This window comes from Anaerobium acetethylicum (genome assembly GCF_900096945.1).
Lineage (GTDB): Bacteria > Bacillota > Clostridia > Lachnospirales > Lachnospiraceae > Anaerobium > Anaerobium acetethylicum.
In genome coordinates, this window is sequence record NZ_FMKA01000001.1 from 545,887 (window position 1) to 566,475 (window position 20,589).

A 20,589-nucleotide genomic window follows, 5' to 3' on the forward strand; every position below is an offset into this window, starting at 1 on the left:
CGGTTTCTGCGTAATCTTTTATGTTGGAGGATACTGTTTTATGCTTGACCGCATTAACCAAACCCCAATTTCTGATTCTTTCGCTCATTATATCATATCTTTTTGATTATTGAAACGCAATTTAATCATTTGCCTTGTAATTTCTGAAAACGCCATTTCTGAAAACAAATATTTCTGCCGTTCCCTCTCGTTACCATTTCCCTTTGCCTGCATGATCTGCAATTTCAGATTTGCTTCTCTGCTTTATGATGCCTGCTTCCTCCTGTGCCTTCTTAAAAGTCACATAGCAGGTAGAATCGAGATTGATCTCCATACCCTCTTCTGCCAATCTTTTCATTCTTGCAGCAAGTTTTATAAGTTCCATATGAATGTCATTTGTACGGGTTGAATCAGTAATTTTATTTGCGGCTTCTTCGGACAGATTTGAGAACTTGTGCTCCGGAACAGCACATTTCGGGCATTTTTCAGGCGCTGCATCCCCCTCATAGATGTAACCGCAGACAGAACATTTCCATAACATAATTTTTTCCCCTCTCTTTTACTATATCGTGAACAAAGAGTTTCGCTTGCGAAACTCTCGCGCTGACGCGCAGTCGCTTCTGCGACATATACTTCTTGCGCGTCATGCGCCTCCTCGCGGAGCATTTTTGATTTACAGGAAATTCAAAGAATTTCCTGTAAATCAAAAAAAGGCATCGGTAAATAAACCGACGCCCTTGTCATTTTTCAGATATTTTCTTTGATTATAGTTTGTATACACAAAAATGTCAATATAACATGCATTGAAAAAGGATCAGGTCAGCGATTGGCTGACCCGATCCCGTGTCCCTGTTTCTATTTGCAACAGTTATTACTACATCTTTCTACGTTTCACATAATGCGTATGGAGAAGTTTGTGCGCTTTCTCACCGTAAGGCTCTCCGAGGTATTCCTCATACAGCTTTTTGATATAAGGATTCTCGTGGGATTTTCTGATCACCTTGTTTTTATCCTCAGTATATATTCCTTCCATACGTTTCCTGAGAATCTCCATATCTCCATGGTGATATGGCTGGCCGCCGCCGCCTATACAGCCGCCAGGACATGCCATGATCTCGATTGCGTGGTAGTCGGCTTTTCCATCACGGATATCCTCCAATAATCTTCTTGCATTACCGAGTCCGTGTGCGACGGCAATCTTGATATCTGCTCCATTGATATTTACTGTGGCTTCCTTTATCCCCTCAAATCCGCGGAGGTCATAGAAATCAACCTTTTCAAGGGTTTCATTTGTAAGCCATTCGTAAGCAGTCCTTAAAGCCGCCTCGATTACGCCGCCCGTTGCACCGAAAATGACGCCTGCACCTGACGATTCTCCCAGCGGATTGTCAAATTCCTCATCCTCAAGAGTCATCAGATCGATATTGGCTTCCTTCAGCATCTGTGCAAGTTCCCTGGTAGTGATTACAGTATCGACGTCAGGTGCTTCATCCTGGGTAAGTTCAGGCCTTGCAGCCTCATATTTTTTAGCAAGGCATGGCATTACGGATACTACGTAAATATTCTCAGGATCCAGCCCCATCTTTTCAGCATAATAGGTCTTCGCTATGACGCCGAACATTTCATGAGGCGATTTACAGGTTGAAGGTATGTCCAGCATATCTGAAAACTGATGTTCAAAGAACTTGACCCATGCCGGGCAGCAGCTTGTCAGTATCGGCAGTTTTCCGCCGTGCTGCAGCCTGTGGGCAAATTCAGCTGCCTCCTCCATGATTGTCAGATCCGCCGCAAAATCGGTATCAAAAACTGCATTGAAGCCCAATCGTCTTAAAGCTGCAGCCATTTTTCCGGTAACAAGGGTTCCCGGTTCGGCTCCGAACTCTTCGCCAAGGGCTACCCTCACTGCCGGAGCAGTCTGTACCATGACGAATTTCTTTTCGTTATAAAGAGCATCCCAGACCTTCGGAACATTATTGACCTCTGTCAATGCGGCAGTCGGGCAGACTGCAACACACTGGCCGCAGAACGTACAGGTCGTCTCATGCATCGGAAGATTCATGGATGGGGCCATGACTGTATTAAAGCCTCTGTGTATTGCTGACAGTACATTAACGGTCTGGACTTTGTTGCACATGGTTTCACATCTTCTGCAGAGGATACACTTGTCCATATTTCTGACAATGGATTTGCTTGATGTATCTCTTGGATGTTTTGACATTTCTCCCTGGTTCTTAATTTCGCGTACATTCAGTTCTGCTGCCAGGCTCTGAAGTTCGCAGTCCTGATTCTTCTCACAGATCAGGCAGTCTTTCGGATGGTTTGAAAGCAGAAGTTCGAGGACTCTTCTTCTTGCCTTTATGCACCGCAACGTATTCGTCGTGACCTGCATCCCTTCAAATACAGGAGTTGCGCAGGCCGGGGCAAGATTTCTTCTTCCAGCCACTTCAACTACACAGATACGGCAGGAAGCCACTTCATTTACCATTTTCAGATTATGCAGATCAAGATGACAAAGTGTCGGAATCCTGATATTTAAAGCTTTTGCCGCCTCCAGAATCGTAGAGCCTTCCTCAACAGCAATCTGATTATCATTAATCGTTACATTCACCATAGCCATAATGTCACCCCTTTTCCTAACGCATTTCGATGGCGCTGAATTTACATGCATCATAACATGAACCGCATTTTATACATTTAGTCTGATCGATTTCATGAACCTTCTTTGGCGCACCCGAGATGCAGCTGACAGGACAGGCCCTTGCGCAGGCTGTACAGCCGATACATTTATCCTCGATTACCCGGTAGGTCAGGAGTGATTTGCACACGCCTGCAGGACATTTTTTATCCCTTACATGAGCCAGATATTCATCATAAAAATAATTCAGTGTGCTCAATACAGGATTCGGGGCCGTCTGTCCCAATCCGCAAAGAGCTGTATCCTTAATAATCTCTCCAAGCTCCTTCAGCTCATAAAGATCTTCCTCTGTTCCCTGTCCCTTTGTAATCTTGTCCAGGATTTCATAAAGCCTTTTTGTTCCGATACGGCATGGACTGCACTTTCCACAGGACTCATCCACGCTGAAGCCAAGATAGAATTTTGCAATATCGACCATGCAGTTGTCTTCGTCCATTACGATCATACCGCCGGAGCCCATCATGGAGCCTATGCTGTTGAGCGTTTCATAATCGATTGGAATATCCAGGTTTTCCTCAGTAATGCATCCGCCGGATGGTCCGCCAGTCTGCACAGCCTTAAACTTCCTGTCATCCTTGATTCCTCCGCCGATTTCGTAAATGATATCCCTGAGCGTCATGCCTATAGGAACTTCAACGAGTCCGACATTCTTTATCTTTCCCGCTAAAGCAAACACTTTCGTTCCTTTTGATTTTTCGCTGCCGATCTTGCTGAACCAGTCTGCTCCCTTTGAAATAATAACAGGGATATTCGCAAGCGTCTCAACATTATTGATACAGGTAGGCTTTCCCCACAGGCCGCTCTCTGAAGGGAATGGAGGTTTGGTTGTCGGCTCTCCCCTGTCGCCTTCGATGGAATGGATCAGCGCGGTCTCTTCGCCACATACAAACGCCCCCGAACCAAAGGTCAGGTCAATATCAAAGTCAAAGCCCTGGCCCAGTATGTCCTTGCCCAGAAGGCCCGACTCCCTTGCCTGCTCGATTGCGATATTGAGCCTCCTAATTGCCAGAGGATATTCCGCCCTCACATAAATATATCCCTGACTTGCGCCGATTGCATATCCTGCAATAGCCATGGCTTCAAGAACCGAATGGGGATCTCCTTCCAGGATGGATCTGTCCATAAATGCTCCGGGATCTCCTTCATCAGCATTACATATGATATATTTCACATCGGAAACGCTTTGTTTCGCAAGTTTCCATTTCATACCGGTAGGGAATCCGGCGCCACCTCTGCCTCTCAGACCTGATTTGACGATGGTGTCGATCACCTCATCCCTTGTCTTTTCAGAGATACATGCTGCAAGAGCCTGGTAGCCTCCAACTGCAAGGGATTCATTGATATCTTCCGGATTAATGGTACCGCAGTTTCTAAGCGCAATACGAATCTGCCTTTTGTAGAAAGGAAGATCCTTCTGTTCTTCAAGCTTCACATTCAAATTCGGTTCTTCATACAGCAGACGCTCAACGCGTCGTCCTTTGATGACATGTTCTGCAACAATTTCTTCGGCATCCTCCGGTTTAACCAGAACATAAAATACATTATCCGGATACACTTTTATAATAGGCCCCTTTTCGCAGAATCCGAAACAGCCTGTAATGACTACTTCGACTTCATTTGAAATGCCGTGCTTCTCCAAACTTTCATTCAACCGGTCAACCAGCTTCAGACTGTCGGACGAGGTACATCCCGTTCCTCCGCAGACCAGCAGATGCATTCTTAAATTACTCATAGTTCCACCTCCCTTAATCAATCTGTTCAAAGGCTCTGGTTATTATGGCGTTCTGCAGAAGACGTCCGTTCTGCAGATGCTCTTTTACTATTTCACGTCCTCTTGCTGCATCGACATGGCCATATAATACGGAAGGCTGGTCGTGGTAAATCACTTCAACTACCGGTTCTTCGGCGCAGTATCCGATGCATCCGGTCTGCGTCACTGAAACATTGTGCATGTCCTGTTTGGCAAGCTCATCAATTATGGCATTTAAGGTTTCTCTGGCACCGCTGGCAATACCGCATGTTGCCATCCCCACCCGTACGATTATCCTGTCTTCCTTGTCTGCAATCTCTCTTAATTCGAACTTATCCTTCGCTGCCTGTCTGATATTCTGAAGCTCTTCCAGGGATTTTATCCTAGCCATACAAATACCTCCTACTTGCATTCTTCAATGATTTTCTTAACCTGATCTTTTTCAACTTTTCCGTAGACCTTGTCATTTACAACGACAACAGGTGCAAGGCTGCAGGCGCCAACGCACCGCAATTCGGACAGTGTAAATTTCATGTCTTCTGATGTATCTCCAGCCTTAAGGTTCAGCTGCTTCTCAAACTCTCTGAGAACCGCTTCAGCCCCCCTTACAAAACATGCTGTTCCCATACATACATTAATGACATATTTACCTCTTGGCTTCACCGTGAAATAGGAATAAAAGGTGATCACTCCATAAATTTTTGAGGTCGGGACACCTAGTTTATCTGATATGAAATAAATCACATCATCAGACAGATAACCAAAAATATGCTGTGCTTTGTGCAGAACGCCGATTAATGCCCCTTTCTTATCTTCCAGTCCGTTAATAAAGTTTTCAAGTTCATTGAATTCTGGGTTTGGATTACAATTACATGCCATATGTGAACCTCCTTTGCACATTATTATATTTATTTTAATACATATTTCACAATAATCATAGGAGTTTTCTACAATTTTATTATTTTCGGCATATTTGGCAGTGAATTTTCCGGTATTAACCATTTTCTTTTTTAGCATATTGACATATTTTTGAAAATGTATTAAAATAAGTGATATGAGGGTTCATAGTTCAGTGGGAGAACACTTGCTTGACGTGCAAGGGGTCGGCGGTTCGAGTCCGTCTGGACCCATACATACAAAGAGACAGGCAGTTAATTTAAATTAACTGCCTGTCTCTTTATTGTTTCGGTAATCGTACCTGTTTTACCTGTTTCTGCAGGTCTGATCTTATTGTCTCTCGATATTTACCCTGCTGCCGCCGCTTCCTGCTTCTGCAGGGGTGACGATCAGCTTCACGGAATGAATAATAATCCTAAACCCGCAGCGAGCCGCGGAACCCCCTTGCAGTATAGTAGGATTCTGCTCCATTATGGTATATGAAGACAGTGTCGTAGCGCCTGTCACAAAAAACAGCGCCACCGAGTCTTCTGATTTTTTCGGGCGTTTTCACCCAGCTCGATGTTTTCAGGTCGAAATCGCCAAGTTTCTGCAGTTCCCGGTATTGCTCCTCGGTCAAAATCTCAATTCCCATATCGGCAGCCATGTCAATGGCATTATTCTGTGGTTTATGTTCTTTCCTCGACTCCAGTGCCTCTCGGTCATAACAGATGTTTCTGCGGCCTTTCGGACTTTCCGCTGAACAGTCAAAAAAAATGTATTCCCCCGTCTTTTTTTCATAACCAACAACATCCGGCTCTCCACCCGTTCTTTCCATTTCATGAAGCGACCATAACTTTTCAGGATTATTCTCCAGTTTCGCCTGTACCTCAGCCCATTCAAGGCCTATATGGCGGTTCTTGTTTTTTTCAAAACGCTCTTTCAATGTCCTGAATAGTTCTTCACGACTTTCAGTTGACAGCTGATATTTTTTATTATCCATCATGTTCACCATCCTTCACAATATCATTTTTGATCAGGAATATGCAGTAAAAACGGAATCAGGAGATGTCTCCATTTATGAAAGCAATCCCCTGTTTTTCATGATTCCATAAATCTACGAGTTCAATTTTATAAGTTTTCGGAGTACTATCAGCGGCAAAAGGATCACCCATTTCAGCAATTTCAACATGTTATTTTCTACCCCCTTAGTTCGTGTATTGGCCAGGTTTATTACTCATATCAATTATAAAATCTTTCATTTCAGGCTTCTCACTCTGTTTTTGGAAGAGAATGAGCTCCATAGGCAGTGAACAAACTATTCCTGCAAATTATACAGGTATATTTTCTATACCTTTCGTGATTGATTAATATTATAACAATGCTTTCCTTACATGGCAATTCTTCCAGGAACAATACAGGCAACATCTAATCCCTCATATAGAAAATCCATAATCATTGGAAAATCCTCACAATTTCTTTTTTTGCCTCTTCTGTCAGAAAATGCCCCATACCAGGAATCACTTTTAGCTCGACATTGTATCCGGTGTTTCGCAGTATCTGGACAAGTTCAATGGTCGCTTTGCAACAACAATCTGCTTCACCTGCAATCACACAGATATTTCCACATCTGGTTTCAATAATTCTTTTTGCTAAATTTACCTCTTTATCAGATACGGCTGGTATAAGCAGATATATGTCATCATTAATCTTATTCTGAAGCAACGCCTGCACTAATATTCTACCACCCTGGCTAATACCGCATATATATCTCTTATTGGTCTTGCAGGATTTCAACACAGCCGTAATCTGTTCAATCGCCTTTTCTTCATCATCCCAGCAGTACCTGTCCTTTGCATATACCTGCGAAGATTGTATGAAAAAAAGTTTCTGATCCATGAAACATTCCGCAAATTCACCAGTAAATTCTGCAAAACTTGTGCCTCTCCCATGTACAAAATACAACGCCTCTTTACCCTCTGTGCCATTTTGAACTGGAATCAATTCACATTTCACATCTTTTGAAAGACGTTCATACTCTCTTTTTGAAAATTCAACAAGGCTTCTAAACTCAGGCCAACCTCTCAGACTATCCAAGTCAGTATCACACTCTAATTCTCCCGGATTAAGCCAGATACCATCCGCCTGCATGGAATGAAGAAGCTCTCCCGCATCATTGTCTTTCCCAGTAATGCTGTATATGCATAGGAGCAGATGTGCTGCTCTCTCTATCCAGCCGAATTCTTTCAAAACGACTCTTGCCTCTGCTACAGCACTTTCGATATCGCCTCGCATACACAGAGCAAATGCCCTATCCAATGTAATATCGTAGTTATTTGCTACTTCGCCTGCTGCCATGTATATCCACCCTTCAAATTTCTACTATTATCATTTTTGCTGGTTACTCCTGACAGTTATCCTACAGCATTCCGAAGTAGTCATTTACCAGATATAACTTCTGCGCCATATCCAATATCAACTCTTTCAATTCAATTTGAGACAGCCAGCTATGAGGAAGTACCTTCATTCCCCCTTCTGCTCCAAGAATATTTCCACAGATCGCACCTGTAGAATCACTGTCACCATCATGGTTCACAGCCATCTGCAATGCTTTCTTAAAATCCTTTTCCTTCAACGCACAATAAATGGCAACAGCCAATGCCTCTTCAGCCACCCAGCCTTCTCCCAGCTGACTTATTGCTTTTGATGTATCCATGTCAGAATTTGCTGACTCAACCGCTCCTTTCAATGCAAGCGTTGTCTCCTGGTTCTTATCATATTCTTTCAGCAGTTCAAAGGTTGTCTCCAAACTTTCAGGTAAACTTCTACCTTTTACAAGCTCAGCAATAATGGCCGCAAATGCTCCTGCCGCCACATATCCCGTTGGATGACCATGGGTCAAGGCTGCAATGCCCATTCCATGAACCATTGCTTCTTCCACATTCTTATGAAAAAAAAGCCCTACCGGGGCAACACGCATAACTCCGCCACAGCCTTTGCTGTTATTGACAGGCATTTCTACTGTTCCCATCCTGTCCTTAGCAAGAGCAGACAAACAACTGTTCCCAGGTGCTCTTCTGGCAAATAACTCCGGATACTCCAGGATCGTTTTATGATAGGTGATAATATCATTATCTGTTTCATGGGGCTGTTTTTTAAGCCAATAATCATCACTGATAGTCCCCGTCTGGGTATAATACCATCTGTAGTAGGATTGCAGTGTGCCGCTGCCTTCATAAGAGCCGATTCCTCTTTCTGCGCAGCGCAGATGGGACCAGATCAGTCCATCCGCTGTAAACAGCGTCATCTGTGTGTCATCCGATATGAGAGCCTTGCCGGATGTCCTGTCTATTGCTAATTCTGCAATTCCATTGTCTCCGAATTTTGAAATTATTTCATTTTTACTCATGAACTCTACAGGATAACCCAAAGCATCTCCCATAGCACCACCTAACAGGCAGGCTGCATATCGATCTTGAATCTCCATTTGACTTTCCCCCCAAACATTCTGGCTGTATTGTTCCATAAGTCTGTTTCCGCTTCCCGTATCCATTCAACAACCTTTCCAGAATTATGACAAACCATATATGTCAGATTATATCACTACCCTATTTGCAAGTCCAATTTTATGCACCTCTTATACTTGCTTTTGTTTTGCTGCCTTATATACCGGCATGGAGTCCGGTTTGTTTAGTTAATCCCTCGTTCCACTTATATGCTAAGCTACAGAAATTCTCGGAAATTTTTTAGCCCTGCCGCATCTGAAATCCATCGAATAAGCCAGAAAATACGGCCTATGTAACATGTGATGTTACATAAGCACACGATAATTTCTTGCGTTCATATGGCTATTGATATATGCTGATGGTAACAAAAACATTAAAGGAGCACCTACATGGAAATTGGTATAAAAATATCACAGGCAAGACGTGAGCTTGGCATCACGCAGATCGAATTAGCAGAAAAAATGTCAGTAACCAGACAGACTGTATCACGTTGGGAATCAGGAGCCGCTTATCCTGATATAGAGAAGGTGGTTAACCTGGCTGAAATCCTTCATGTAACATGTGACTATCTTCTGATGACAGCTTCCAGCAGTAAAAATGAAAGCTGTACTAATGAGAATGACAATGATCAGCCGCCCGCGACTTCTGTTACAAGACTGCTTTCTACGCTGGAAGGAAAAACAGTTCGCATGTCTTTTTATGATGATGAAGAAGATCTGGATGCTTTAAATGCAGCCTGTAAAGTCGAAGGATTTGAGGGCAACTGGATAAGAGTAATAATCAAAAACAAAAAGGAGTACAGACAAAAGTTCATTGCACTTTCGTCCATACTCTCCTTTGAAATCGTTGATACGGAGGATAAGTAGATGGATTATGTAATTGGGATGTTGGCCTTCTTTGGTTTTCTCGCCTTTATACAAGTCAGCAGTCTCTCCACCAAGCTGAAGCGGATGGAAAGACACGAAAATGATGATTCCCAGATGCGGAGCAGTCTGAAGGATGATATGAAGTCGATTCTGGCTCCCTGTGTCGGAAAAGAAATCGTTCTTGATTTTTATGAGGACGAAGAAGAACCTGACATGCTTGACACCAGTAAGCATAACAAATTTATTCTTATCGATGTAGATGATAAGTGGGCTTTCATCCGAATAGAGACTCCCAGAAAAACAGTGAATAAGCTGATTCGTTTTTCTTCAATCAAGGGTGTGTCTTTTAAAAACTAGTGCATTCATCGTTGAATTGAGAGAATTCCTGATTTTATTGTTATAACACCTGTATGGACACTTGATACTGATAATATCCCTTACCGATTAAATATTCTGAATGTATATTTTTCGTCCAGCCTGTATCGCCACCTAAACCTGCATGAACAGAATCCACATTCAGGTAAATTTGATTATCCTTTTCTATATTTTCTTCATAAGCGGCCTGATCACAAGAGAGAATCGAATAATCATGGATATCAAAATGGAATGGCACGGCACCTGACACACGAATTCCATGTCCGGCTTCATCACTTACAATCAGATAGCGCACGTCTTCTTTTCCGCCACACTCCACTGGTTTAATATAAGGAGTATATTGTTCTGGGACAGTGCTATGGTAACAACCGATATGCGCAGCTTCCTTTCTATCGGAATAATTTTCCCAAGGTCCTCTTCCATACCAGCTGATTTGCTGCTTGTCTCCAGCCAGTATAAAAGCAAGTCCGATTCTTGGAATCGTTTTTGTTTGACAGTTATTCACTACTGATTTACTGATCTCAATTCCCTTACTTCCAATCCTATACTGAGTGGATACAATGATTTTACCGTGATTATAGGATACCTCGGTAAAGACCAAAAGCTGTTTGTCCGATCTTGCAGTATTGACGCTTAACACCTCTTTTTCAGGAGCATTTAATCCTTCTGCAATCCATTCCTCTGCGTAATTACTTCCTGGCGTGCTGGTCCCCTCATCGATACCGGTTGCTGCGCGGTAAAAATTATCAGTACCACCGTGAAATGCATCTGCTGCCCCTAAGATTACCCTGTCAAAAGAACAGAGCAATTTATCAAAGCTGATATCTGTATCTTTACCAGTAACAAGAATCTTTTCCGCTGTTTCCTCAACGCTTAACATTTCACCTGCTATTGTAACTTCGCTTTTGCAAAGAACGGAATTCTCCAACGGCATCTGATACGTATAAATGATGTGCCCAGCCTCTGCATAACTGGATTTCTCTCTTAAGGAAATCTTGAAATTGACAAAGGCTTCTCCCTTTACCTTTTCTTCATTCAGGTCAAATTCAAGGTCTTCGGACTGTCCTGCCGGAGTGGCATATTGCTTTAACTCACCTTGATCAGCAATTACGCCATCGCATAAGAGTTCCCAGGTAATTCTAAGATGACTTAGGTCAAGCTGCTGATAGTTATTCTTTATTTTAAATCCTGCAATCGGAAAATATGGATGCACTTCATAATAGATGATTACAGGTGCCTGGCCATTTCTTACTTCATAGGCTGCTGGCTTCCAGCTCAAATCAGGAAATACGACACCATTGAGACACATATCCTTTACCGGATCCGTAACCTTTTCCGCAAATGCACCGCCATATACATACTTGACTGTGCCATCCGGTTTTCTCCGGGTCAATGCTTTATCCTGGAAGTCCCAGATGAATCCTCCCTGAAAACGCGGATATTTCTCTACCAGATCCCAGAATTGCTTGAAGTTACCATTACTATTACTTTTTGCATAGGCATATTCACACATGATGAACGGTCTTACGTCATTCAAATCCGCCATTTTATCTTCTATCCAGGATTTCGTAGGATACATTGGTGCAATGATGTCTGTGATATTTGCTCCCGGATCACTTGATTCATACTGAACATATCTGGTCTTGTCATATTCTTTGATCCAGCCATACATTGCTGCATGATTGATTCCTGCTCCGGATTCATTGCCGAGTGACCACAGTATGATGGATGGATGATTCTTATCCCGGAGCACCATTCTGGAGGCGCGTTCGATATATGCAGCGGTCCATTCCGGAGATGCGCTTAACTGACCGCCATATCCGTGGGTTTCCAAATTGGCCTCATCTACCAGATACATACCCAGTTCATCACAAAGATCATACCAATCATTGGCATGTGGGTAATGGCTGTTGCGGATGGCATTGAAGTTCATTTGTTTCATGCAGATAATCTGCTGTTTCATATAGTCTCTGGTTACGGATCTTCCGGTTTCAGGACAGAACTCATGCACATTAACGCCACGCACAATCAGACGTTTTCCATTCACACAAAGAACGCCATCTTTTCGGATTTCAATCTTGCGAAATCCTACTTTTGCACTTTCGATATCCGTAACAGTTCCTGCTCCATCTATAGTTTCCAGCACTATCGTATATAAATAGGGATCTTCAGATGACCATAAATGTGGTTTCTCAATTTTGACGGATGGAACTGCCACAAACTTTGGCATTAGATAAAAACCACATTTCGCATATGGGTCGCTTTGAAATGTCGTAATAAGTTCCTGCTCTGCATCAAAAAGACTAAGTCTGACGCAGCATTCACCATATCCCGGCACCGTATTATTCGGATGCAGCATAACCTTCAGATCAGCTTCCGCATAATTATCACCTCGGAATAATGTTTCTATCTTGTAATCCAAAAGCCGCTGCTTCGCTTTGGCATACACTCTGACTTCTCGATGAATGCCGGATAAATGCCAGTAATCCTGATCCTCCAGATAGGTCCCATCACAAAATTGAAGTACTTTTACTGCCAGCTCATTTCTTCCTGGTTTAACCACCTGTGTAATATCAAACGCAGCTTCTAACTTGCTATCCTGGGAATATCCCACCTCAACACCGTTCACCCAAAGATAAAAACAGGATTCTACTCCGCCGAATTCTATAAAAATATCTTTTCCATCATAATAATCCGGAATGTGGAACGTGGTTCGATAACATCCTGTCAGATTCTTCTCCGGCACAAAAGGCGCATTCAGTTCTACCTGCCCTTTTGCAATCTCAAGTTCATAATGGGAAGTTTCCCCTCCTCTTTGAAATGGATAAAGGATATTTGTATAAACCGGTTCGCCATAGCCTTGTAATTCCCAATTGGATGGCACCGGTATTTCGCTCCAGCTGCTATCATCAAAGTTTACTGTTTCAAAATCTACTGGTGCTTCTGAGGGGCTATCCGCTAATTTAAATTTCCAGTTCCCGTTTAGGCTCTGCACATATTTCGAACTGTTACGCTCACCATTCACCGCCTGTTGTACAGATTCATATGCTCCATATGGCGAATGCATCGGATAGCGGTTTCTCTGCGTTACATATTGATTTTCCCATTCGTTATTCATATTATTCTCCTATCTTCCTCTTTTATTGCTTACTCAAGTTAAAATAAAGTAACCTGTGTTCGTTATATTCCTGCTCCCTATTGTTTTAATCCTATACTTATCATACAATTAAATCAATCAAATCAAAATGTTTTATATGGTTATAGTTTTATCCATTTTGGTAAAAAAGATGATGACGAAATGAAAGAGGAGATTCCTATGAATATAGAAATGAAGAAGGATGTCATTTACCGTTGTATCGGCTCTGACTTTACAAACGGGATTCTTGCTTGTGGCTTCATGACCAAACCGACACATGACCATTCGCAATATGAGTTTTGCATAGACTACTACAGCTGTTTTTTACTTTTATCTGGTAGTGGTCATTATTATACTGATGAGAACCAGAAGATGCCGATTCAGGCTGGAGATCTCATACAGCGTATTCCTGACGTATGTCATTCTACGGAAATTACGCCGGATGGGACATGGCTGGAGTTCTTTATCAGTTTTGGCCGTTCCACTTACGACTATCTGTGCAGCCTCGATCTGCTTCCCATTGACACACCTGTGATCACTGCAGGATACGATGAAATAACCATACAGAAACTATCCCATTTACTATCTAAATTAAAAGAAAGCGAAGATAAAGAGCTTCCATATCTGTCCTTACAGGCACAGGAGCTGGTATTATCCTTACTCTCTTCCAAACAAAAAACTTCTTCTAAGGATTCCAGGATAGAATCCTTAGAAGAAGCATGCCGGCTGCTGGCCTCTGATATTGATAAATTGGTTTCTTTAGAAACGATTGCCTCCTCGCTAAATATGAGTTATGAAAACTTCCGGAAGCTCTTTCTAAAACACACGGGCTTATCGCCAAACAGATATCGGATCGAGCAGCGAATCAAACATGCCAAACTCATGCTGCTCTCCGGTATTTCTATAAAAGAAACAGCTCTGTTGACAGGATATGCGGATACCTACTCGTTTACCAAACAATTTACCCATACGGCTGGAATTTCTCCCGGGCGATATGTAAAAGAAAGCAAATTGAAAACCTGAAAGAAGCTACTTTTTAAAAACATAATCCATTGACTTTTTTATCAATCCGGCTATGCTATGATCTCAATAAAACTCTGGCCTGTTTTATCTTTTTTAACAACAATCTGCTTATCGATCTTTTCCTTTAGTTCGGCAACGTGAGAGATGATGCCAATAAGACGATTTCCCTCAGAAAGTCCTGCGAGAGTGTTGATTGCCTGCTTCAGTGATTCTTCATCAAGAGCCCCAAACCCTTCATCAACAAACATGGTATCGAGTTTTACACCTCCGGCAGATGCCTGTATCTCATCCGACAGGCCGAGCGCAAGGGAAAGCGAAGCTTTAAAAGATTCACCGCCGGAAAGAGTTTTTACACTTCTTTCAGTGCCGTTGTAATGGTCGATTACATTAAGCTCAAGGCCACTTTGGCTGCGATTGTTTTCTGCTTCCGCTCTACGCTTAAGTTCATACTGACCACCTGACATAACCATAAATCTAGTATTCGCACGAGCAACTATTCTGTCAAAATATGTCATCTGGATATAGGTTTCCAGCATGATTCGCTCTTTTCCAGTTATGTTTCCGTTTGCGGTATTCGAAAGTGCCTTGACCCAGGCATGTTTCGTTTCTGTCTGACTCAATTCTTCCGATTGCTTTTTAATGCCCTCAAGAGCATTGTCGTTACGGTCAAGCCTTGCCGTAATTGCGGACAGGCTGTTCGCGATATCTGCTTTCTTTTCTTTCAACTCATTGCTTTTTTCATTAAGCGCAGTTATGTCAACAGATTCCGCATCATTCAGCTGTTTTTCAAGTGCTGTCACTTTTCCTTCCAGTTCTTTCACAGCCGAAATACATGTTAGGTTTTGTTGTTCTGCATCTTCATAAGCTTTTTTCATTCTCGAAAGCTGTGTATCAAGCAATGAAAGCGCTTTTTCAGCTTCTGCCTTATCTGCGAACGCAAGACCTGTCTGTAATTTTCCGATATTTTCTGAGATTGCTGCTATTTCTGCTGCGAGAGAAGCTAACGACGCTATTGTTTCTGATTCTTCAGTCGTTTTCGTTTTTAACTGTTCTTCTAAAAGTGGAATTGACTTCTCTAAAGCAGCATGCCGGACACGTTTGATTCCTGCTTCCTTCAGTTCATTGGCAACTTGGGCTTCTTTTGCGCAGAGATCAGTACTCTTGATATTCAGATTGTTTTCAATTTCTTCAAAAGCACAAGCGCCTAAAATCGAAACGACAGATTTTTGAATTACGTCTCTCTTGCTCCCTGCCTGCGTGTTATATTTTGCCGCTTTTTCGCTTTGTTCAGCTGCTTTTTTTTCTGCGGCTTCAGATTTGATTTTTGCCGTTTCAAGCTGTTCTTTGCTCGGTGCAGTATCTGTCAGCTTTGCAGGCTCAGGATGTTCCATGGAACCGCAGACCGGACATTTTTTGCCATTCTCTAGTGTTTTGGCAAGCACTCCCGCCTGCTCGTCAAGATAAGCTTTATACTTCTGGTTGTAATCAGCCTTAAGCAGCTCCGCTTCTTTTGATGCTTTTCCATAGTCTTCCTGAGCAGAAACAAGCTGCTTTTCCAGTTTTTTCAGCTCCCTGAACTCCTCTAAAAGTTCATCAACAGACTTTTTCTCCTTTGCCAGCTTATCGCTCTTTTGTTCTATTTCGTTACAAACAACAGCAATATTTTTGAGAGCAACAAATTCGTCTTTTTCCGTTTTGATTTCACTGTCAAGCTTCTTAATCAGCCCCCGGACATCTGCCAGCCTGCTCTCGGATTTCTGTTTATCCGATTGCTTATTCCGCATCTTCGCTTGTTCTGAAGCAAGTTCATCATATTTCGGCAGCTCATTCCGCCTGATTGTAATCTTCTCAGACAGTGCTTCTTTTTCAGGTATTCTGGCTTTTTCTTCTTCAAATTTTTCTGAAATCTGCTTTTGCAATAGAGTCTTCTCTTTCAGTTCTTTTTGCGTTTCTTCTAATGCTTTTTTTGCTTTTTCGGTTTCGGCTGCCTTGCCCAATGCCTTGGCTATTTCTGAGAGTTTCTCGTCGAGTTTTGCTGCTTCTTCTGAGAGAAGATTTTTCTCGTCTTCATCTTGCAACATAATTTTATGAATCAGTTCAATTGTGTCTGCAACAGGGAGTGCTCCTGATTTTGCTTTAGTCAGCTCGATTTCCGCAACATCATCCGCCTTACAGGTTGCTCCGGCAATATACTGTTCCACGCTTTTTCTCAAAGCGTCACAAGTTCTTCCAAGTTCTGCCGATTCATTTTTCAATTTATCCTGCAAGACTTGATAATATCTAGTCCCAAATATTTCACGGAATATTTTCTGACGGTCTTCAGTAGATGCAAGGATTAATTTTTGAAACTCACCCTGGGCGATCATGGCTATCTGTGTGAATTGAGAACGGTCAATACCAAGAATTTCTTTCATGGCGCTGTTTACTTCGTTGATTTTTGTGACAACCCTGCCATCTGGCAAATGGAGTTCTGCATCTGCTTTTTGCAGCGTGAATCCGTCACCACGCTTTGCCGGACGTTCATAATTGGGATTTCGCTTTACATAGTACTGTTTACCGGCATATTCAAAATCAAGTTCAACATAAGTTGGTGTTTCTGCATCAGCATATTTACTTCTGAACATGGCGGTATCACGAACACTGCCACTTGGCTCGCCATAAAGCGCGTAAGTAATTGCATCAAAAACAGTGGTTTTTCCGGCTCCGGTGTCTCCCGTGATTAAGTATAAACCTTTATCACCTAGCTTGTTTAATTCAAATTCCGTTTTTCCGGCATAGGGGCCGAAAGCAGAAACGGTCAGCTTTATTGGTCTCATTTATCTTCCTCCCATATCTTTTCAATCAGATCTGACAAAAACGTCTTTTGCTCTTCAGAAACAGGCTGATTGTTTTGCAGTTCATAAAATTCCGACACAAGTTCGAGAGGCGATTTGCTTTCCAAATCACTTATACCATTAATAACAGCACCTTTGCGTGTTCTCTTGTTGTCGTAATCAAGCTTCATTATGTTTTTATAAATAACCCTGAGTTTGTTCATGGCATCCAGGACATCCTCTTCGTCTGTCAGGGTAATGTGGTAGTAATCTTCAATATTTAAAGCACTGTAAAAACTTTTTGCAGTCAATTCCATATATGTGCCTTTGATTTCACGCATATCACGCTTCGGGATCAAATCTGCAGTATGAATGGAAACGCTTCCTTTTTCTTCCATATCGATAACAGTTACAGACTTTTTATGGCCTGCTTCCGAAAAAGAATATTTCAAAGGTGTCCCACTGTATCTGAGGGTCTCCCTCCCGATGCTCTGAGGCTTGTGAATATGTCCAAGCGCAACATAATCGAAAACGTCAAAAACGAATGCCGAAATGTTGTCAGAACCGCCAACCGAAATATCTTCAGATTCAGAACGTTCCGAGCCTGTTACGAACTGGTGCGTTAGCAGAATATTCCTTTCTGCTTTGTTAACGCCTAAATGATCGATAGCCGTTTGCACTGCGTCTGTATAGGATTCAATGGTGCTCTCAGGGAAATGTGCTCTCACATGTGCGGGTTTGATAAATGGCAGCATGTAGATATTCACATCGCCGTGCTTGTCCTCTAATTTAACAGGTTCTATATCCTTGCTGTAAACAGGAGACATATAGACACCACTTGCATCCATCAGTCTTGCTCCGAAAGCAATACGTTCCGGTGAATCATGGTTTCCGCTAATAACGAAGGTCTTTAAATTGCGCTTAGAAAGACGCACCAAAAATTCGTCGAACAAAGCAACCGCCTCTGCAGACGGTACAGACTTGTCGTACACGTCACCGCAGATCAGCACCGCATCCGGGGCCTCTTCGTCAACTATATTTATTATTTTAGTTAGTATGTATTCTTGATCTTCAAGCATAGAAAATTCGTTCACACGTTTTCCTATGTGAAGGTCAGAAAGATGTAGTAGTTTCATATATACCTCCATTTTTTTGCCACAATTTCGTGTGTCTCTTTATTTTTTTACTGAAAATTTAGGAAATCTGGTACCGTCGCTGACCATGATTACTTTTCCTTCCTTGATCAGCCGGTGTGTCAATGCTGATATTTTTTGGGGGGGCAAAATTTCTATTTTGTTATTGCATTCCCTTATTTTTGTCATCGTACATAAATCATTATGCTTAATGATCTCGAAAATCCGTCTTTTCTGTTCTTCTAAGCTATTTTCATATGACATCGTATTCGGCCATCTGCGTTTTTCTACAAATCCAATGTCAGCGCAACGCAATCTTACGGTTCTCCCACTCCATAAAGCCTTGATTTTTTGCAGACTGGCAGATCGGTTGAATCAATGTATCCATGTTTTTTATAAATGCCTCCTCTGAAATTTCCGTGGAATATAGTCGCCCCTCCAAATCGGGATTGTTCAGATTTTTTCTTTTGTACTTTTGAAACAGTTTCCCTATCTCTTTATTGCTCTGCGCAATCCGAAAAGCGTCGTAATGTTGTTTTGATAATAATTCAATATCCATACTCCTGTTTGGCAGTTGATTGCTTTTACTGATATTGATTTTCGCAAATGTCGGTGTCAGATTCCAAATTTCATCACTTGTAAGGTAAGACCACGGAACAAAATGATCTATATGCATTTTCCCTAACTCATTGAAATTTTCGCTATTCAATGTTTTACCCGTATATATATCTTTCAATTGATGATGTTCTATAATGACACTCCAGAAATTCATGGCAGATTTCAGATCCCGTTTTTCAGGAGGGCGAATCTTGAATGGTATACCAGGAACGTTCGGATTTCTCCGCTGAAGATATTGAATGATTTCATTCTGAATCCATCCACGGATAATAGCCTCATTTTTCTGGAGATACCCCACCCACTTCTCATTCATTCGTATCTGTCTTGCTTTTCCAGGCAGCTGCTCATAATAATAGAGCAGCCTCGCATCCTGCATTGCCTTCGTCTCTATATAGCGAAAATCACGCCATTCCTTATCAGACAACTTACCCAAAAAAGGTGCTTGTAAACGATAGGGTACATTCAGTACTAATTTCTGTTTGGCCTTTTTGACATTCTCATCATTGCTCGTCTTCAAAAATTGTATTATTTCCTCTTTTTTCGCCGCCGGCAATAATCCTGATGTATCACGAACCTGGTTGATCAAAATTTCCATTGCATCCGCCGGCCCAAGGTTTAAATGATATTCCATTACCATATACCACGACTCTGCCACCATGCGGTGGATCAGCTGTTCATAGGTAATTACGACCTCGCCTTCACAGACTGCATCCAAAATCGCCTGAAACCAAAACAATTTATAGCTCTGATTCTTGTCCCTGAAAATCCCAGCAAGAAGATGAACCGGCAAATCATCGGTATCTGGAAGCATGCAATTCAAACCATTTAATCTATCTTTTCCAAAATCAGATTCAGCCATTTTTCATTTCCCCTTCCTTTTCTGATATTCGTTCAAATCCTATTGATAATTTTTCAGATAATTTTCACCGCCACTATACCGATTAATATTCTCAAGCAACTCTTCTGTCAGTTGCTTCTTGCGTATCTCTTTAAAAAAATTGTATCTTTTCAAAAAAAATCTAATATTTAGATTTTATCATATTTTCTGTTAATTGTTAAGGCATTGTATTTTTTGTATACGTATTTTTCGGGGCCAACTTTAAATAACTAAGTACAATTTATTTGTTGCAGATAAACGTGAAAGAAGCTGCAACTATCAGGCATATCTTTAAAGCGGTGGTAAATGGCCTTACAGTCGCGGAAATACTGCAATGGCTGAATAACAATAGATATACCACGAAATACGACACCAGGAAGACAAAGAAGGAATGCAGTACAAAGAGTGTCCGCTGGAATATTGCGGAAGGAATCGTAATGGATGAACTGGAAAAGCTGCTGTCTGAAAGAGGAATCGAAAAGATGGTTGATTATTTGATAAGCAAAATTGAGAAATTATCAAAGGAAATGTCAAAGGAGATCAAGGACCTTAAAAAGAAGCTGATCGCAAACGAAAAGCAGATCAACACACTTGTGGATGCCTTGCTGTCCGGTGTGAACTCTGATATGAGCAAGCACAAGATTAATTCCCTGGAAGCCGAGAAGAATAACATAATCGGAAGGATAGAATACTATGAGGACAGCGTGAAAGCGTCCAGCATCCCCAAGAAGGACCATATACATGCCTATCTAAGAAAGATATGGACATAAAAAATAAAGGCCCCGAAGACCAGCAAAGGATCATCAGGACCTATATTCAAAAGTAACAGTGTATCCAGACTACATCGAAATATTCTCGGATATGGATACAACCAGTGGAGCTGAGGGGAATCGATTGCGTTATCCATCGCCTGCCCCCTTGATTCCACTGGGTTTGCGGGTT

Annotated in this window: 16 protein-coding genes and 1 tRNA gene; 5 read left to right on the forward strand and 12 right to left on the reverse strand. The window is 42.0% G+C overall.

The window, feature by feature from the left end; translation table 11 throughout:
* Positions 1 to 190 precede the first annotated feature (190 nt).
* From BJR36_RS02425 to nuoE, 5 genes are all read right to left on the reverse strand, one after another.
* On the reverse strand, positions 191 to 520 hold the full coding sequence (locus BJR36_RS02425) for a rubredoxin-like domain-containing protein (protein ID WP_091229557.1): 330 nt from the start codon (positions 518 to 520) through the stop codon (positions 191 to 193).
* 333 nt (positions 521 to 853) lie between these two features.
* Positions 854 to 2,596: an NADH-dependent [FeFe] hydrogenase, group A6 gene (locus tag BJR36_RS02430; protein ID WP_091229560.1), complete on the reverse strand. Its 1,743-nt coding sequence runs from the start codon at positions 2,594 to 2,596 to the stop codon at positions 854 to 856.
* Positions 2,597 to 2,612: 16 nt separating this feature from the next.
* The gene (locus tag BJR36_RS02435; protein ID WP_091229563.1) at positions 2,613 to 4,406 is read right to left on the reverse strand and encodes an NADH-quinone oxidoreductase subunit NuoF; all 1,794 of its coding nucleotides are present in this window, start codon (positions 4,404 to 4,406) and stop codon (positions 2,613 to 2,615) included.
* A gap of 13 nt (positions 4,407 to 4,419) precedes the next feature.
* Positions 4,420 to 4,815 (reverse strand): (2Fe-2S) ferredoxin domain-containing protein, encoded by a 396-nt coding sequence (locus BJR36_RS02440; RefSeq protein WP_091229566.1) that lies wholly within the window; start codon positions 4,813 to 4,815, stop codon positions 4,420 to 4,422.
* An 11-nt stretch (positions 4,816 to 4,826) separates the two neighbouring features.
* On the reverse strand, positions 4,827 to 5,441 hold the full coding sequence (nuoE, locus tag BJR36_RS02445; RefSeq protein ID WP_330387789.1) for an NADH-quinone oxidoreductase subunit NuoE: 615 nt from the start codon (positions 5,439 to 5,441) through the stop codon (positions 4,827 to 4,829).
* 41 nt (positions 5,442 to 5,482) lie between these two features.
* Here nuoE and BJR36_RS02450 point away from each other — a divergent pair.
* Positions 5,483 to 5,554 (forward strand) — tRNA-Val (locus tag BJR36_RS02450).
* Positions 5,555 to 5,736: 182 nt separating this feature from the next.
* Here the strand turns inward: BJR36_RS02450 and BJR36_RS02455 are convergent.
* From BJR36_RS02455 to BJR36_RS02465, 3 genes are all read right to left on the reverse strand, one after another.
* The gene (locus tag BJR36_RS02455) at positions 5,737 to 6,303 is read right to left on the reverse strand and encodes a DUF4256 domain-containing protein (protein WP_091229931.1); all 567 of its coding nucleotides are present in this window, start codon (positions 6,301 to 6,303) and stop codon (positions 5,737 to 5,739) included.
* Between the two features lie 452 nt (positions 6,304 to 6,755).
* On the reverse strand, positions 6,756 to 7,658 hold the full coding sequence (locus BJR36_RS02460; protein ID WP_091229572.1) for an alpha/beta hydrolase: 903 nt from the start codon (positions 7,656 to 7,658) through the stop codon (positions 6,756 to 6,758).
* Between the two features lie 61 nt (positions 7,659 to 7,719).
* A complete protein-coding gene (locus tag BJR36_RS02465; RefSeq protein ID WP_091229934.1) occupies positions 7,720 to 8,787 on the reverse strand; it encodes an ADP-ribosylglycohydrolase family protein in 1,068 nt (355 codons plus the stop codon).
* A gap of 408 nt (positions 8,788 to 9,195) precedes the next feature.
* On the opposite strand from BJR36_RS02465, the gene BJR36_RS02470 reads away from it, so the two are divergent.
* Positions 9,196 to 9,672 (forward strand): helix-turn-helix domain-containing protein, encoded by a 477-nt coding sequence (locus BJR36_RS02470; protein ID WP_091229576.1) that lies wholly within the window; start codon positions 9,196 to 9,198, stop codon positions 9,670 to 9,672.
* Positions 9,673 to 10,029, forward strand: coding sequence for a hypothetical protein (locus BJR36_RS02475; protein ID WP_091229579.1), 357 nt, complete (start codon positions 9,673 to 9,675; stop codon positions 10,027 to 10,029).
* Positions 10,030 to 10,069: 40 nt separating this feature from the next.
* Here the strand turns inward: BJR36_RS02475 and BJR36_RS02480 are convergent, their stop codons facing one another.
* Positions 10,070 to 13,165 carry a glycoside hydrolase family 2 TIM barrel-domain containing protein gene (locus BJR36_RS02480; RefSeq protein ID WP_091229582.1) on the reverse strand — a complete coding sequence of 1,032 codons (3,096 nt, stop codon included), beginning with the start codon at positions 13,163 to 13,165 and terminating at the stop codon, positions 10,070 to 10,072.
* A 198-nt stretch (positions 13,166 to 13,363) separates the two neighbouring features.
* Between BJR36_RS02480 and BJR36_RS02485 the strand changes: the two genes are divergently transcribed.
* The gene (locus tag BJR36_RS02485) at positions 13,364 to 14,206 is read left to right on the forward strand and encodes a helix-turn-helix domain-containing protein (RefSeq protein WP_169823566.1); all 843 of its coding nucleotides are present in this window, start codon (positions 13,364 to 13,366) and stop codon (positions 14,204 to 14,206) included.
* Between the two features lie 50 nt (positions 14,207 to 14,256).
* Here BJR36_RS02485 and BJR36_RS02490 read toward each other — a convergent pair whose 3' ends face one another.
* The 3 genes from BJR36_RS02490 to BJR36_RS02505 all read right to left on the reverse strand — a co-directional run bounded on the left by BJR36_RS02490 (position 14,257) and on the right by BJR36_RS02505 (position 19,365).
* Complete coding sequence (locus BJR36_RS02490) at positions 14,257 to 17,022, reverse strand: AAA family ATPase (RefSeq protein WP_091229587.1); 2,766 nt, start codon at positions 17,020 to 17,022, stop codon at positions 14,257 to 14,259.
* Positions 17,019 to 18,155, reverse strand: a complete 1,137-nt coding sequence (locus BJR36_RS02495) for an exonuclease SbcCD subunit D (RefSeq protein ID WP_091229592.1) — start codon at positions 18,153 to 18,155, stop codon at positions 17,019 to 17,021. The genes BJR36_RS02490 and BJR36_RS02495 overlap by 4 nt, the downstream gene beginning before the upstream one ends.
* 298 nt (positions 18,156 to 18,453) lie before the next feature.
* Entirely contained in the window at positions 18,454 to 19,365 is a 912-nt protein-coding gene (locus BJR36_RS02505; RefSeq protein ID WP_169823567.1) for an HNH endonuclease domain-containing protein, read from the reverse strand.
* Positions 19,366 to 19,907: 542 nt separating this feature from the next.
* Here BJR36_RS02505 and BJR36_RS02510 point away from each other — a divergent pair.
* Positions 19,908 to 20,417, forward strand: coding sequence for a recombinase family protein (locus BJR36_RS02510; protein WP_091229599.1), 510 nt, complete (start codon positions 19,908 to 19,910; stop codon positions 20,415 to 20,417).
* Positions 20,418 to 20,589 lie beyond the last annotated feature (172 nt).